Origin of the sequence: Rhizobium sp. NFACC06-2, from assembly GCF_900101425.1 — a bacterium.
Classification (GTDB): Bacteria; Pseudomonadota; Alphaproteobacteria; order Rhizobiales; family Rhizobiaceae; genus Agrobacterium; species Agrobacterium leguminum.
On the sequence record NZ_FMVA01000002.1, the window covers coordinates 124,885 to 139,942 of the forward strand.

The 15,058-nt window shown below is 62.1% G+C and carries 8 protein-coding genes; 3 read left to right on the forward strand and 5 right to left on the reverse strand.

Going from position 1 to position 15,058, the window contains the following annotated elements:
- The first annotated feature begins 229 nt into the window (after positions 1–229).
- Positions 230–6,583 carry an apolipoprotein A-IV repeat region-like domain-containing protein gene (locus F3H58_RS04950; protein ID WP_149741434.1) on the forward strand — a complete coding sequence of 2,118 codons (6,354 nt, stop codon included), beginning with the start codon at positions 230–232 and terminating at the stop codon, positions 6,581–6,583.
- A gap of 113 nt (positions 6,584–6,696) precedes the next feature.
- On the opposite strand, the gene F3H58_RS04955 is transcribed toward F3H58_RS04950, so the two are convergent.
- Entirely contained in the window at positions 6,697–7,614 is a 918-nt protein-coding gene (locus F3H58_RS04955) for a PhzF family phenazine biosynthesis protein (RefSeq protein ID WP_149741435.1), read from the reverse strand.
- A 303-nt stretch (positions 7,615–7,917) separates the two neighbouring features.
- On the opposite strand from F3H58_RS04955, the gene F3H58_RS04960 reads away from it, so the two are divergent.
- Positions 7,918–8,691, forward strand: a complete 774-nt coding sequence (locus F3H58_RS04960) for an NAD kinase (protein ID WP_003521437.1) — start codon at positions 7,918–7,920, stop codon at positions 8,689–8,691.
- Between the two features lie 21 nt (positions 8,692–8,712).
- Positions 8,713–9,213 (forward strand): hypothetical protein, encoded by a 501-nt coding sequence (locus F3H58_RS04965; RefSeq protein WP_003521438.1) that lies wholly within the window; start codon positions 8,713–8,715, stop codon positions 9,211–9,213.
- Positions 9,214–9,240: 27 nt separating this feature from the next.
- On the opposite strand, the gene F3H58_RS04970 is transcribed toward F3H58_RS04965, so the two are convergent.
- The 4 genes from F3H58_RS04970 to F3H58_RS04985 all read right to left on the reverse strand — a co-directional run bounded on the left by F3H58_RS04970 (position 9,241) and on the right by F3H58_RS04985 (position 15,052).
- Positions 9,241–9,711, reverse strand: coding sequence for a cysteine hydrolase family protein (locus F3H58_RS04970; RefSeq protein WP_149741436.1), 471 nt, complete (start codon positions 9,709–9,711; stop codon positions 9,241–9,243).
- 75 nt (positions 9,712–9,786) lie between these two features.
- Positions 9,787–10,918, reverse strand: a protein-coding gene (prfB, locus tag F3H58_RS04975; RefSeq protein ID WP_173999815.1) for a peptide chain release factor 2 whose coding sequence is annotated in 2 segments (ribosomal slippage) — positions 9,787–10,848 and positions 10,850–10,918 — 1,131 coding nt in all. Because the reading frame shifts where the segments join, the coding sequence is not laid out codon by codon here.
- A gap of 98 nt (positions 10,919–11,016) precedes the next feature.
- Positions 11,017–13,464 carry a penicillin-binding protein 1A gene (locus tag F3H58_RS04980; RefSeq protein WP_065653947.1) on the reverse strand — a complete coding sequence of 816 codons (2,448 nt, stop codon included), beginning with the start codon at positions 13,462–13,464 and terminating at the stop codon, positions 11,017–11,019.
- A 328-nt stretch (positions 13,465–13,792) separates the two neighbouring features.
- The gene (locus F3H58_RS04985; RefSeq protein ID WP_149741635.1) at positions 13,793–15,052 is read right to left on the reverse strand and encodes an N-acetylmuramoyl-L-alanine amidase; all 1,260 of its coding nucleotides are present in this window, start codon (positions 15,050–15,052) and stop codon (positions 13,793–13,795) included.
- Positions 15,053–15,058 lie beyond the last annotated feature (6 nt).

Consider the following 15,058-nt stretch of genomic DNA (forward strand, 5'->3'; position numbering starts at 1 on the left):
CTACGGTACTGCCGTTCCCACGAGGCTTAAGCTCAAGCTTTGTTATTGCGGCACAGTGATGTAATTTCGCCCGAAAGCTGGACCACCAGCAATTCGGGATTTGGTAAATGGCGGAATTGTTCTCTCTTCAAGGGATAATGTTCCGCTGGCATGATGGCGGCAGTCCGCTTGCGGAACGCAAGTGGTCAACGGCATGAAGCCGGGCGTATGTGTAACGAGGCGTAACCGCATGGCGAATAACAAGATCAGCGACTCTGTCGACGAGACTGCATTTCAGGCGTTGGAAGACGCCCTGCAGCTTGGCGCTTTCGAAGAAAAGCCGGAGACGCGGAAAACTGCAGCGCCGAAGCAGCCGGAGGCCAGATTGAAGGAAGCAAGCAGACAGACCCCTGCTCCCGAGGCCGCCCGCGCGCCCGCCGAACAGACGCCCAGATCGCCCAATCTCGAAGCGGCCAATGACGGCTCCAAGCGCAGCCCGGCCATGATCCTGAAATCGCTGGAAGGCGGCTCCATCGGCGGCGCGCTGCGCAACGCCACGATCATGTCGGTCATCTGGGCGCTCGGCGGCCTTGGCATCGCTCATCTTCTTTATGGCAACGCGCTGTGGAACATCGCCTCGCTGGCCGATCTCACCGCGATCCCCGGCCTGATGGCGATCGTCGTTGGCATCCTCGTTCCCATCATGCTGTTCTTCGCCTTTGCGATCATGATGGCGCGCGCCCGCGATCTGCGCAACGCCGCCCGCTCCATGGCCGAAGTCGCCCTTCGCCTTGCCGAGCCGGAAACGGTCGCGTCCGATCGCATCATGTCCGTCGGCCAGGCGGTTCGCCGTGAAGTTTCGGCCATGAATGACGGTATCGAGCGCACAATCGCCCGCGCGACGGAACTCGAAACCCTCGTGCATTCCGAAGTCAACGCGCTTGAGCGCAGCTATGCCGACAATGAACTGCGCGTGCGCAGCCTCGTGCAGGAACTGACCGCCGAGCGAGACGCCATCGTCAATCACGCCGAGCGTATCCGCTCCTCCATCGTCGGCGCGCAGGAACAGATCAAGGAAGAGCTTTCCATCGTCGGTGAAGAGCTTTCGATGCGGATCGCCACGACCGGCGAGGCCTTCGCCTCGATGATCGACACCCGCTCGGCCGCGCTTTTGGAAAAATCGCGCGCCTCGACCGAAGCGATGGGCAGCCTGATCGCCGCCAAGACCGAAAATCTGCTTCAGGCGCTGAATTCCTCCGGCGCGACGCTGTCCAACGAATTCGACATGCGCCTGCACAACCTCACCTCGACGCTGGATGAGCGCGGTGAAGTTCTGCTCGAGCGTTTCGCAATCCATGCATCGACGCTGGATAGCGGTGCGGAAAGCCTCAACAGCGCGCTTGAAGAGCGCACCCGCCAGCTCAACGAAACGCTGTCCACGCGCACGCTCGAACTCAACCGCAATATCGACCGCGGCCAGCAGATCATCGGCGGTTCGCTGGATACCGTTCTCGACAAGCTGTCCACGACGCTTGAGGAAAAGGGTCTCTCCTTCCGCCAGAGCCTGCAGAGCACGGCGGACGATGCGATCATGGATCTCGACCTTCGCTCCGGCCTCTACGAGGAGCGGATGCAGGCGACGGTCGGCCAGGTCAACTCTGCCTTCGACGAGCATGTCGCGCAGTTCGCCAGCGCCTTCGACCAGCGCGCCGGCAGCCTCGACAGCAAGCTGATGGAAAGCCTCGCCCGCATCAACGAGACCGTTGCCGGCGGCTCCGAAGCGCTCGACACCATGCTGAGCGCCGGTCTGGAGCGCATCGGCACCACCATGACCGACCAGTCGCTGGCGCTCGCAACCGCGCTGGGCACGGGTCAGGAAATGCTGGAAAGTGCGCTTGAAAGCCGGACCCAGGCCTTCAGCGAGGCAATCGGCCAGCGTACCGCCGAAATCACCGATGCCTTCACCAGTTCGCACGAGAAGATCGACGCCGTGCTGGCCGAACGCAGCAATGCCCTGTTCGGCGCGCTTTCGGCCAGCCAGAACCGTTTCGACGAAGCGCTCGCCAGCCGTTCGATGGCGATTACCGGCTCCGTCTCCGGCACGGCCGAACGTCTCGCCGCCATGCTCGACGAACGTGCCGCCGCGATCAACAACGTCGTCGCCGATGTCGAGCGCCGTCTTGCAGAAACGCTCGAAACCCGGGCCGCCGCCATCACCGGCGCGGTTTCCGGCATCGAAGACCGCATTTCTGACACGCTGGAAAGCCGCACGGCTGCCCTGCATGACGTCGTCGCCGGTGCGGAAAGCCGTATCGCCGATACGCTCGACGGTCGCACGGCCGCTCTTTCCAGCGCCATTTCCGGCGTCGAGGAACGCATTGCCGACACGATGGACAGCCGTACGCTGTCGCTCGACATGACCTTTGCCAATGTCGAGGAAAGACTTTCCGAGACGCTCGACAACCGCACCTCTGCCCTCAGCGGCATTGTCGCAAGTGCTGAGGAAAAGATTGCCGGCGCGCTCGACAGCCGCACGGCAACCTTCGGAGACGTGGTCGCCGGTGCCGAAACCCGCATCGCGGAAACGCTGGATGGCCGCACCGCAGCCCTCAACGCCGTTGTCTCCGGTGCCGAAGAACGCATCGCCGATGCGCTCGACAGCCGTACCATGGCGCTCGACATGGCATTCTCCGGCGCGGAAGAAAAAATCGCCGAAGCGCTCGACACCCGCACGGCAGCCCTTGGCGAACTGGTGGCTGGCGCCGAGACCCGTATTGCCGGCGCGCTCGACAGCCGAACCGAGTCGCTGAAGACCGTCGTTTCCGGCGCGGAAGAGCGGATCACCGACGTGCTCGACAGCCGCACCATGGCGCTCGATATGAGCTTCTCCGGTGTCGAGGAAAAGATCGCCGATATTCTCGACGGTCGCACCGCAGCGCTGCAGAATGCCGTTTCGGGTGTCGAAGACCGCATTGCCGGCGCACTCGATAGCCGTACTGCGGCCCTCTCGGGCATCGTCTCCGGTGCGGAGGAGCGCATCGCAGACGCGCTCGACAGCCGCACCATGGCGCTCGACATGGCGATTTCCGGCGTCGAGGACCGTATTGCCGAGGCTATGGATGCCAGAGCATCGTCGCTTTCGCTTGCGGCGGCCGGCGTCGGCCAGCGTCTCGAAGCCACCGCATTCACGCTTGAAAACGCACTTGCCAGCGGCCATGAGCGGCTCGAAACCATGCTCGGTTCGCAGGCTGAACGCATTGCCGGATCGCTGGAGCGCAATAGCGGCCTGATCGAGCAGAGCGTCTCGGGTGCGGCCAACCGCATCGAAAGTGTCGTTGAAGACGGCAGTACCCGTTTTGCCCAGACGGTAGAAGAAGGTGTGTCCCGCCTCGAAAGCAATCTGTCGCAATCGCATGAGGATATTCGCACCGCGCTCGATCAGCGCCAGGCGGATCTTGCCGCGACGCTCAGCTCTGCCACGACCCAGATGGGCGACATGCTCTCCGAACAGGCGATGATGATCGGCACCACGGTCGCCTCCAGCGCCAGCATGCTCGAACTGTCGCTCGAAACCCAGCAGGAAGCGCTGCAGAAGGCGATCGACGGCAGTGCGCAGACGCTGGAAGAGCGCCTGCGCAACAGCGCCGGCGACATCGCCGTCAAGATCGGCGAGGCTGCCCGCGAAATCGGCGGTGCGACGGATGCCCTGTCCTCGAAAATCGAGACCTCGATCGGCAACGTCACCACCCGTCTGGACGAGACTGGCGCCCGTATCGAGACCTCGCTCGACGCGCTCCAGACCCGCGTCGGCGGCGATCTCGCCAACGTCAATAGCTCTATTGACGACGCCGGCCGCCGCTTTGCCGAAGCGCTGGAAGACAAGACAGCCGTGTTCGCCCGCGCCAGCGACGAGGCGGCCGAGCGTATCACGGGCATTCTGGACGAACAGACCACGCGTGTCGCAGACACGTTCGAAAACCGGACCAGCCGCCTGGCCGAAACCTTCGATACCGGCACGGCCCGTATCGACGAGCGTCTCGGCACCATGGACAGGGCGTTGACCATCGGTCTCGAAAACGTCAACCGCACCATCGAAGGCAAGGCGACTGATCTTGCAATGAGCCTGCGCGGCGCGGTCACCTCGGCTACCCAGAGCATCGGCGACGAAGCCGCCCGCTCTTCTGCCCTGCTCTCGAAATCCGGCTCGGAATTTGCAGAACAGGTGCAGGCACAGAACGAAGCCTTCACCAAAGCAATCGAAGAAAAGTCGGGAGAAATCGTCAATCGCATTTCCGATGCGCAGACGCGCCTCTCCGGTCAGGCCGCCGCCGTGGCCCAGACCTTCTCCGAGGCGGGCAACATCATCGTCAACAAGGTTGCCGAGGCTGAAGCCGTCGTTCGCTCTCAGGTCGGCGTCATTTCCGAGACACTCACCGGTGTCGAATCCGCCCTCAACGCGCGCGGCGAATCCATCCGCTCGGCGCTGGACAACCGCACCCGCGAACTCAACTCGATGCTGGCCAGCCGCTCCGCCGAGCTTTCGCGCCTGATCGAGGAGAAAGCCAAGCCTGTGGTCGACGAATACGCCACCATCGGCCGCGAAGCCGCCGAAAAGATCGTTTCCGCAGCCCAGCAAAGCGCAGACCTTCTGTCGCAGAGCAACAGCGGCATGGTCGGCATGGTGGAACAGGCGATCAGCGATTATGCCGCTGCCGGTACGGATGCGGCAAGCAAGCTCGTCGCGGCAACCCGCCAGAGCACCGACATGCTGTCCGAAACGCATACGGCCATGGCGGACGCCGTCGAACAGGGCATCGACAAATATGCCCGGGCCGGCAGCGATGCGGCCAACAAGCTGGTGGCCGCCACCCGCCAGAGCACGGATATGCTGTCGCAGACCCATAACAGCATGGCGGAGATCGTCGAACAGTCGGCAACCAACTTCAACTCCGCTGTCGAGCGCGCCGCACAGGGCTTCGGCGCGGCAGACGAGGCATTGAACGCCTCGGCGACCCGCTTCTCCGAATCCGCCTCGCAGGCCGCCGACATGGTGTCCAGCTCCAGCCGTCTGCTCGAAGGAAAGATCGACCGCCTGTCGAATATTTCCGGCCAGACGCTGGCGCAGGTTGCCGGCATCGTCGGCCGTTTCGAGGAACATTCGAAGGTGTTGAGCCAGGCTTCCGAGCTTCTCAATGCCGCACAGTCGAGCCTCGTCGGCACGCTGGAGGAGCGTCAGGACGCGCTGCGCAGCCTGTCCGTCGGCCTCGTCAAGCGTTCCGAGGAAATCGAAAGCGCCATGCGCAATGTCATCAGCGTGGTGGAAACCACGCTCAACGAGGCAGAGGAGCGCTCGCAGAACGTCGCCGGCAATCTGCGCGACAATCTGCAGGCCTCCTTCTCCGATATCGGCCGTTCACTCGATGAGACCGAACAGCGCGCCCGCTCGGCGGCACAGACCATGCGGGGTGCCCTGCTCTCCGCCGGTCAGGATGCCAGCCGCTCGATCGAAAGCACGCTGTCCGACGCGCAGAAATATTCCGACGAGCTGGTCAACCGCCTGCGTGGCGGTGTCGAATCCTCGCTTTCGGAAGTCGACAATCTTCTCGGCAGCGCCTCGGAAAAATCGAATGCCGCCGCAGCCAGCCTCAAGGAGACGCTGCGTCAGGCCGTGGAAGAAGCCGTCAGCCGCTTCGCCGGCGCAACGGACGAAATCCGCCGCTCGAGCCACGATATCCGCCGCGAACTGGATGCGACCCGTGCGGAACTGAAGCGCGGCGCCTTCGACCTGCCGGAAGAAGCCAAGGAAAGCGCTGCCGCCATGCGTCGCGCCGTTTCCGAACAGATCAAGGCCCTGCAGGATATTTCCCAGCTCGTTGGTCGTTCGACCCACCAGATGGAAGTCTCCGAACCGGTTGCCCGCGCCATCGCCGCAACCCAGCCGGCGGCCGAGCGCCGTGTCGAGACGCGTTCGCAGCCGGCAGCTCCGGCTCCGGTTCAGCAGCAGCGCCCGGCCCAGCCGCAGCCTGCTCCCGCACCGGCCGCATTGCGCGGCACCCTGCCGCTTGAGAACCGTCAGGTCGAGAACCGTCAGACGCCTGCACCGGCCCAGCCGGGTGCTCCGGCCGGACGCCGCGAAGAAGGCGGCGGCTGGATCAGCGATTTGCTGCGCGGCGCATCGCAGGAAACGCCAACGGCATCCGCACCACGCGCCGGCGCGGAACAGCAGCCGACCCGTGCGGCCGACACCCGCAATCCGCGCCACATGGTGGAATCGCTGAACTCGCTCTCGGTCGATATCGCCCGCGCCATCGATCACGATGCTTCCGTGGAGCTGTGGCGGCGCTACCAGCGCGGCGAGCGCGACGTCTTCACCCGTCGCCTCTATACACTGAAGGGCCAGACCACCTTCGACGAAATCAAGCGCAAATATGAGCGGGAAGCGGAATTCCGCACCGCCGTGGACCGCTACATCACCGATTTCGAGAAGCTGCTCGCCGACGTGGCCCGCACCGACCGCGACCGGACCGTGACACAGTCCTACCTCACCTCCGATACCGGCAAAGTCTATACGATGCTTGCCCATGCGGCGGGCCGGTTCAACTGAGCCGATTGACGCTGAAATGACAAAACCCCGGTCAAGACCGGGGTTTTTCTTTTGGCTCTGCTCGCTGTTTCATCGCTCCTCGAAGACATCGAACTGAGCGGGTGACGCTGAAATCAAATCTCGAACGTGCCCGAAGCAACGCGCACCGCGTGGCCGCCGATGCGGGCGCGGGCGATTTCGCCGTCCTTGACGTCCATACGCAGGTGGATATGGGATGGTCGTTCCATCTCCACGCCCTGCTCGATCAGCATCGGATAATGGCCGTCGGTCAGGCCATCGAAGTGGTGGATGGCGCCGGAAAGGGCAGCGGCGGCGGAACCGGTGGCGGGGTCTTCCGAAATGCCCATATCCGGAGAGAACATGCGGGCGTGGAACTTCGCAGCGTGATTGACGCCGCCGCGACAGTAGATATAGGCCGCCGTCAGGCGTCCTTCGACCAGCGGCGCCGTGCGCAGCCAAAGATTCGCATCGAAATCCATGTCCCTGATGGCGGCGATATTGTGCAGCGGGACGATGAGGAACGGCACCCCGGCCGTCCAGATCGACGGTACATGGTTTTCAAAGCCGAGATGCGCCTCGCTGACGCCCAACGCATCGGCAAGTGCGGTGTGATCGAGCGGTAGTTCCACGCGGGACGATTTGCGCGGCAGGTCGAATTCCGCAAAGCTGACCGCGCCGGCACGCATCTTCACCGCGCAACGCACCGGACCCACCTGCTCTTCCAGCACGCAGACCATATCGATATCGTCATCGCCCTCGCCGCGATTTCGTTCGGCAATGGCCACCGCAGCGCCAACTGTCGGATGGCCTGCGAAGGGCAATTCACCCGATGGCGTGAAGATGCGCAGCGAAGCCGCATGGGCCGGATTGCTGGACCGGTTGACGAAAACCGTCTCGGAGAGGTTCATCTCCCGCGCGATCGCCTGCATCGTGGCCTGGGGAAGGTCATCGGCGTCATACATGACGGCCAGCGGGTTTCCCGCCATTTTCGTCTCGGTAAAGACATCGTAGATATCGTAGTTCAGCGCCACATCCGTCTCCTGCCACTCGTCATTCCGACTGCCCTGGCAAACTGCATCAGGCCGTCCCGCATCGCAACCCTTGTCGGCGGGCGCAAATCAAGAAGCTGTGGACCGGAGCGGCGCGGTCCGCCGTCAGGGAACGCCTGCGTCTTCGAAAGGCCTTGTCGCCAGCCGCCGTCTTCATGTACCAAGGGTGCGTCTGGCGGCTTGTTATCGACCTTCCTGTTGAGGTTTAAAGATTTCGAGCCGCTTCAACGGGTTACAGCGCCTTGCGTGGACGGGTTCCGGTCTGCGCGTTGTCGAGGGAAGCGGATGTCGCATTCTACCTATTCACTGTCCTTCGTCGCCTCCGCAACCGAGGAGGCCCAGACGGCGCTGAAAGAGCTGAAAGGCATGTACGGCGATACGCCATTCGAAGAGGCGGAAGTCATCGTCGCGCTCGGCGGCGACGGCTTCATGCTGCAGATTCTCAACGAGACGATGAATTCCGGCAAGCGGGTCTATGGCATGAACCGGGGGTCCGTCGGCTTCCTGATGAATGACTACCGGGTGGACGGCCTGCTGGAGCGCATTGCGGTGGCGAGCGGCAACGATTTCCATCCCCTGCGCATGACGACGACGGATTCCGACGGCGACGAATTCACGGCACTTGCCATGAACGAGGTCAGCCTGTTTCGCCAGTCGCATCAGGCCGCCAAGCTTCGTGTGGAGGTGGACGGCAAGGTGCGGCTGGAAGAATTGATCTGCGACGGCATGATGGTGGCGACGCCGGCAGGGTCGACAGCCTACAATTTCTCCGCCCATGGACCCATCCTGCCGCTGGAATCGCCGCTGCTTGCGCTCACCCCGGTCAGTGCTTTCCGGCCGCGGCGCTGGCGCGGCGCGCTTTTGCCGAATAAGGTAACGGTCGATATTCATGTTCTCGAACGCGACAAGCGCCCTGTGAATGCGGTGGCCGATCACACCGAGGTGAAATCCGTTCGTCACGTTCGGATCGCACAATCGCAGGACAGGACGGCAAGAATTCTCTCGGATCCGGATCGTTCATGGTCGGACCGGGTTCTCGCCGAACAGTTCAACAATTGACGCCCACAATCGACAATGGCCATGCAACTGACAAGACCTATCCTCGCTGCCTTTCTTTTCGCCGCCGCCGTGCTTCCCGCGCGGGCGCAGACGGAAGCGATAGACGCGCTGCCGGTCTCAGCAATCTTCGTCGTCAGCAGCGGCATGTGGGAAGATCGCAATCTTGAGCCGGTGAAAGGCCCCGACGGGCAGTTGCGGCCGCCGCCTGCCTCGCCCACGCGCGGCTATTACAAGGTCATCGCCATCCGCCAGGGCGACGGCACGGCGAAAATCTACCTGCAGCGAATCGTCTTTACCGCCGATGGGCCGAATCTCCTGGAAAATATCGAGCTGGAAGAATTCAGCCAGATGAAATCCTATGTCACGGATATTCGCCCCGAAAGCTCGAATGGCGCACCCGCCTCGCCCGGCCTGTTCGTGACCGTCTACCTGAAGACGGACCCGATAGCCAAGGAAGCGGAAAGCTGGACGATCCTGATCGACGAGCTGGGCGAGATGAAGATCGAGAAAGCGTCCAACTGATCGGCCCGATGCGCGGGCCGGGCAAGGTTACGCTTGCAGCGCCTCCGGCCCGGCAAGAACCGCACCGAAATGATGTTTCCACAATCTCGCCCCGAGTTCACCGCTGCGGTCGAGACTGGAGCCCACCGTAAGCCACGGCAATAGCGTGGGATGCAGCCCCGCATCGAAGAGGGCAAAACCAGCGGCCAGCACGCAGGTATCGGCCTGAATGCCGCAGACCAGCACCCTGTCGAGTTTCAGCGACAGAAGATGGTCGATGACCTCCCGGGGTGGCGCATAACCGTGTTTGATGAAAACGCGATCTGCCGCAACAAGCGACTCGTCGTCCCCGCCCGGTTTCCACCCGAGTTGCCGCTCGAAGGGGGTTACGCTTTCGTCATGGCGCTCGACGGTGGCGATGCTGGGCATTGTCAGGGCGAGAGCGGATATTTCCGCCACCAGCGCAGCCGGCGGATTGAAGCTTGGCTGGACGTCGACGATATAGAGCGCCTGTTTCATGCTTGTCCTCCAACGAAAAACCCCTCGCAATGGGTTTGCGAGGGGTAATCTTTTTCAACCAACGCACTTGGCGCGTCAGTCGATATCCGCGACTTCCACATCCGCGCCGCCGCTGATCCGGTGGGCGAGTGCGGCTTCCATGAACTCGTTCAGGTCACCGTCGAGCACGTTGCTAGGCGCCGTGCTTTCGACGCCGGTGCGCAGATCCTTGACCAGCTGATAGGGCTGCAGAACGTAGGAACGGATCTGGTGGCCCCAGCCGATATCGGTCTTGGATGCGGCCTGCGCATTGGCCGCCTCTTCCCGCTTCTGCAGCTCCACCTCGTAGAGGCGGGCGCGCAGCATGTCCCACGCCTTGGCGCGGTTCTTGTGCTGGGAACGCTCCTGCTGGCAGGCAACGGCTATACCGGTCGGAATATGCGTGATACGCACCGCCGAGTCGGTGGTGTTGACGTGCTGGCCGCCCGCGCCGGACGAACGATAGGTATCGATGCGGCAATCGCTCTCGTTGATGTCGATCTGGATCGAGTCGTCGACGACGGGGTAAACCCAGACGGAAGAGAACGATGTGTGGCGACGCGCATTGCTGTCATAGGGCGAAATACGAACGAGGCGATGCACGCCCGATTCCGTCTTCAGCCAGCCGAAGGCATTGTGGCCCTTGACGAGGATCGTCGCGGACTTGATGCCGGCTTCTTCGCCGTCGTGAACTTCGAGTACCTCGACCTTGAAACCTTCGCGGTCGGCCCAGCGGGTATACATGCGCAGAAGCATGTTCGCCCAGTCCTGGCTTTCCGTGCCGCCGGCACCCGAATGCACTTCGAGATAGGTATCGTTGGTATCGGCTTCGCCTGAAAGCATGGCTTCCACCTGACGGCGGTTCGCCTCGCTCTTCAACGCTTTCAATGCGTCTTCGGCGTCCTTGACGATCTCGTCATCACCTTCCATCTCGCCGAGTTCGATCAGCTCGATATTGTCCTTGAGCTGCTGCTCGAGCGCCTTGACGCCATTGATGCTGTCATCCAGCTGCTGGCGTTCGCGCATCAGCTTCTGGGCTTCAGTGGCATCGTTCCAGAGGGTCGGGTCCTCTGCCTTGTTATTCAACCAGTCCAGTCGTCTTATCGCCTGGTCCCAGTCAAAGATGCCTCCTCAGCAGGCTTATGGCCTGCTTGATTTCGTCGACTACGTTCACGATTTCATTGCGCATTTCGCTGGTTCTTCACCTTCATTGAAACTCGTTGCTCAAATAAATGCGGGGGGCGCGGATGTAAAGACCCGCGCCCCCGCCAAACGTCAGGAGTGATATCAATAAAGACCGCCGCCACCGCCGGTGATGGCCTGCTGCGCCTGCGGCGAGGTCTTGAGAATGTCTTCCTGCGACATGTATCCGTCATCGCCGATGACAGAGAAGGTGGAAGCAGGACCCGTGCCGGGCTTGAAGGCTTCCATGATGGTGTCGGGCTCACCCTCGACCGCCGCCATGCCGGTCTTGCGGTTGACGGCGACGAAATTCATGCCGGCAGGTACGATGAACTTGCTCGGCTCCATGTGCTTGGCCGCATCGGAGATGAACTCACCGAAGATCGGCGCGGACAGCGAGCCACCCGTGCCGCCACGGCCGAGAGGCGCCGGCGAATCGAAACCGATATAGAGGCCGGCGACCATGTCCGGCGTGTAACCGACGAACCAGGCATCCTTTTCATCGTTGGTCGTGCCCGTCTTGCCGGCAACCGGCAGGTCGACCTTGATCTTGCCCGCCGCAGTGCCGCGCTGCACGACGCCTTCCAGCATCGAGGTCGTCTGATAGGCGGTCATCGGGTCGAGAACCTGTTCGCGATTGTCAACGATGACGGGTTCGTCCTGGTTCTGCCAGCTTGTCGCGTTGCAGCCTTCGCAGGCGCGCTCCTCATGCCGGAAGATCGTCTTGCCGTAGCGATCCTGAATGCGGTCGATCAGTGTCGGCTTGATCTGCTTGCCGCCATTGGCGATGACCGAATAGGCCGAGACCATACGCATCACGGTCGTTTCACCCGAACCGAGCGACATGGACAGAAGCGGCGGCATCTTGTCGTAGATGCCGAAGCGTTCGGCATATTCCGCGACCAGATTCATGCCCATATCCTGCGCCAGACGCACCGTCATGAGGTTACGGGATTTCTCGATACCGAGACGCAGGGTCGACGGGCCGGCGGAACCGCCGCCGTAATTCTGCGGCTTCCACACCTGATTGCCGGAAACGACCTCGATAGGCGCATCGAGAATGACCGACGCCGGCGTATAGCCGTTATCGAGCGCCGCCGCGTAGATGAACGGCTTGAAGGAGGAGCCCGGCTGGCGCATCGCCTGCGTCGAGCGGTTGAATTCCGACTGCGCATAGGAGAAACCGCCGACCATGGCCAGAACACGGCCCGTATGCGGGTCCATCACCACCATGCCGCCCTGCACTTTCGGCGGCTGGCGCAGGCGATATTCGTTACCAGAGTTGGAAAGCGGCTGCGCATAAACCACGTCACCGGCGGAGAGGACGCCAACCGGCGACTTGGCGGTGGCCTTCTTGCCGGTCGCATCGCGGAAAGCCCAGCGCATGTTTTCAGCGGAGATGTGGCCGCGCGTGCGCTTGTCGCCATCTTCCGTTTCCGTGTCCGGCTGCACGCCAATGTCGACGCCATCGGCAGCGACAGCGAGGACCACAGCGACTTTCCATTCCGGAACGTCGCGCAGGCCCTTGACCTTGGCGAGCGCCGCCGTCCAGTCCCCCGCAGTCTCGATCTTTTCGACGGGTCCGCGGAAACCGCGACGCTCATCATATTGCACCAGACCGTCCTGAAGCGCCTTGCGGGCTTCCATCTGGATCTGCGGATCGAAAGAGGTGCGGACCGAGAGCCCGCCTTCGAGAAGCGCTTCCTCGCCGTATTTCTCGACGATCTGGCGGCGGACTTCCTCCGCGAAGTAGTCAGACGCGAAGATATGCGCGCCACCGCGACGCAGATTGACGCCAAGCGGCTGCTTTTTGGCGTCCGTGGCGTCGGCGACCGTGATGTAGCCGTTTTCGGCCATGCGGTCGATCACCCAGTCGCGACGCTCAAGAGCCGCCTTTTCGCGGCGGATAGGATGGTAATTGGCCGGACCCTTCGGCAGCGATGCGAGATAGGCTGTTTCCGCAATCGTCAGTTCCGTCACCGATTTGTTGAAATAGGTGAGCGCCGCGCCGGCTATGCCGTAGGAATTCAGGCCGAAGAAAATCTCGTTGAGATAAAGCTCGAGAATCTTGTCCTTGGAATAGGTCTGCTCGATGCGGAAGGACAGAATGGCTTCCTTGAGCTTGCGGTCGATGGTCTGGTCGTTGGTGAGCAGAAAGTTCTTCGCCACCTGCTGGGTGATGGTGGAAGCGCCGACCGGACGGCGGCCGGAGCCGAAATTCTGGATATTGACGAGAATGGCGCGGCCGAGGCCGAAGACATCCACACCCGGATGGTTGTAGAAATTCTTGTCTTCCGCCGAAAGGAAGGCCGCCTTCACACGGTCGGGTATGGCCTGGATCGGCAGGAACAGGCGCTTTTCATGCGCATATTCCGCCATCAGCGCACCGTTGCCGGCATGCACGCGGGTCGTTACCGGCGGCTCATAGGTGCTCAGAACTGCATAATCCGGCAGGTCCTTCGTCACGCCGTGCAAATAAATCGCACCGGCGGCGGCGGCGCACAGGAAGAGCACGCTGGCCAAGCCGAAAAAATATCCAATCAGTCTGATCATACCAAGCTACCGATAATTCGAATCGTAACCATCAACGCCCGACGATATACGGGCGCATCCTTGCATATCGCGTGCCGTTTTGCACACCATACCTTCGATGACAAGCCGGATACGGCAGCATTCGCTGATATGTTACCGGGCGGCACGCCCGCAATCGCGCTGCGGACGCTTTGCGGATCGCCACCGAATCCGCTTTCCGAGTAACGCGGCGAATGTGAGTAAAATAGGGCTTCGCCTTCGTAATCGTCCGCAAGACCCAAGAATTGAACAGCTTTTCGGCGGTCAATGGCAGGGCGGCAACAGCATTGCCGCTCCGCCGGCGGCCATCTCAGCCGCCATTTGCCATGGCCTTGGCGCGGTATCGCCCAACGGCGGTTGCCAGCGTATCGGCCACCTTCTTGCGCCATTCCCCATCGAGAAGCAGCTTTTCGTCTTCCGAATTGGAGAGGAAACCGAGTTCCAGCAGCACCGACGGCACATCGTGGGCGCGCAGCACCATGAAACCGGCGTAACGGTGCGGATTGTTGATGAGCCCCACCTGCCCCTCAAAGGAGGAGACGATGTTTTCAGCCAGCGTCACCGAAAAGGCCTGCGTTTCACGGCGGGTGAAATCAAGAAGAATATCGGCCACTTCCGGCGGCTCGCTGGAGGCAGCGACGCCCGCGATCTGGTCGGACTTGTTTTCGCGCTCCGCCAGTTCCTGCGCCTGCCGGTCCGATGCCCGGTCCGACAATGTATAGACGGTCGCTCCCCGGATGCCCTTTTGCTTCAACGTATCAGCATGAAGAGAGATAAAGAGGTTGGCATTGTTCTGGCGGGCAATGGTCACCCGTTCCGACAAGGCGAGAAAGGTATCGGAATCGCGCGTCAGGAAAGCCTTGATACCGGGTTCGCGGTTCAGCCGCTCGGCAAGCTCCTTGGCGAAAGTCAGCGTAATGACCTTTTCCTCGGTGCCAGTGGTGCCGCCGGTGGCGCCGGCATCGATGCCGCCATGGCCGGCATCGACAGCGATGACGAATTCCGCTGGCCGCGACGTCTTGTCATCCGGCGTGATCGCGGCAGTCGTCACCGGGGCCGGCGCCTGCCACTGCTGATCCTTCACCAGTTCCGCGAACTTGCCCTTGGTGGTGATTTCCGTATCGAGCACGAAATGGAAAGATTGGCCGTTATCGGTCTTCTTGGTTTCGGCAACCGCCACCTGAACCGGCTTTTTCGCCGTCAGCACGATGCGAGCGCTGTTCTGCCCCATGCTGCCGAAACGGATATCCGAAAAAAGACCGGTCGGCTTCAGGTCGGATGCGGGAAAGCTGAAATTCACCGCCGGAAAGTCCACAACGATGCGGGCGGGCGAATCGAGATAGTGAACGTCGAATTCCGGCTCTTCGGCGAAGTCGAGAACGATGCGCGTGCGCGCCTCATCGCCGATGATCCGCGCCTGATGAACGACGAGCGGCTCCACGGCATGGGCTGCCGGCGCGGCGGAAACAGAGGCGACGACGGAAAATGCCAGAGCCGCCGCAAGCCGCGCGATTCGCGCGCCAAGCCGCCCTCTCCCACCGAATATCGCTGCGTTGCGCGTGAAATTCATGGTCTT

What these genes read in the sequence shown, in the direction of transcription:
- F3H58_RS04950 (WP_149741434.1), top strand. Translation starts at nt 230, where the DNA reads ATGGCGAATAACAAGATCAGCGACTCTGTCGACGAGACTGCATTTCAG.
- F3H58_RS04960 (WP_003521437.1), top strand. Translation starts at nt 7,918, where the DNA reads ATGTCGCATTCTACCTATTCACTGTCCTTCGTCGCCTCCGCAACCGAG.
- F3H58_RS04965 (WP_003521438.1), top strand. Translation starts at nt 8,713, where the DNA reads ATGCAACTGACAAGACCTATCCTCGCTGCCTTTCTTTTCGCCGCCGCC.
- F3H58_RS04970 (WP_149741436.1), bottom strand. Translation starts at nt 9,711, where the DNA reads ATGAAACAGGCGCTCTATATCGTCGACGTCCAGCCAAGCTTCAATCCG.
- F3H58_RS04980 (WP_065653947.1), bottom strand. Translation starts at nt 13,464, where the DNA reads ATGATCAGACTGATTGGATATTTTTTCGGCTTGGCCAGCGTGCTCTTC.
- F3H58_RS04985 (WP_149741635.1), bottom strand. Translation starts at nt 15,052, where the DNA reads ATGAATTTCACGCGCAACGCAGCGATATTCGGTGGGAGAGGGCGGCTT.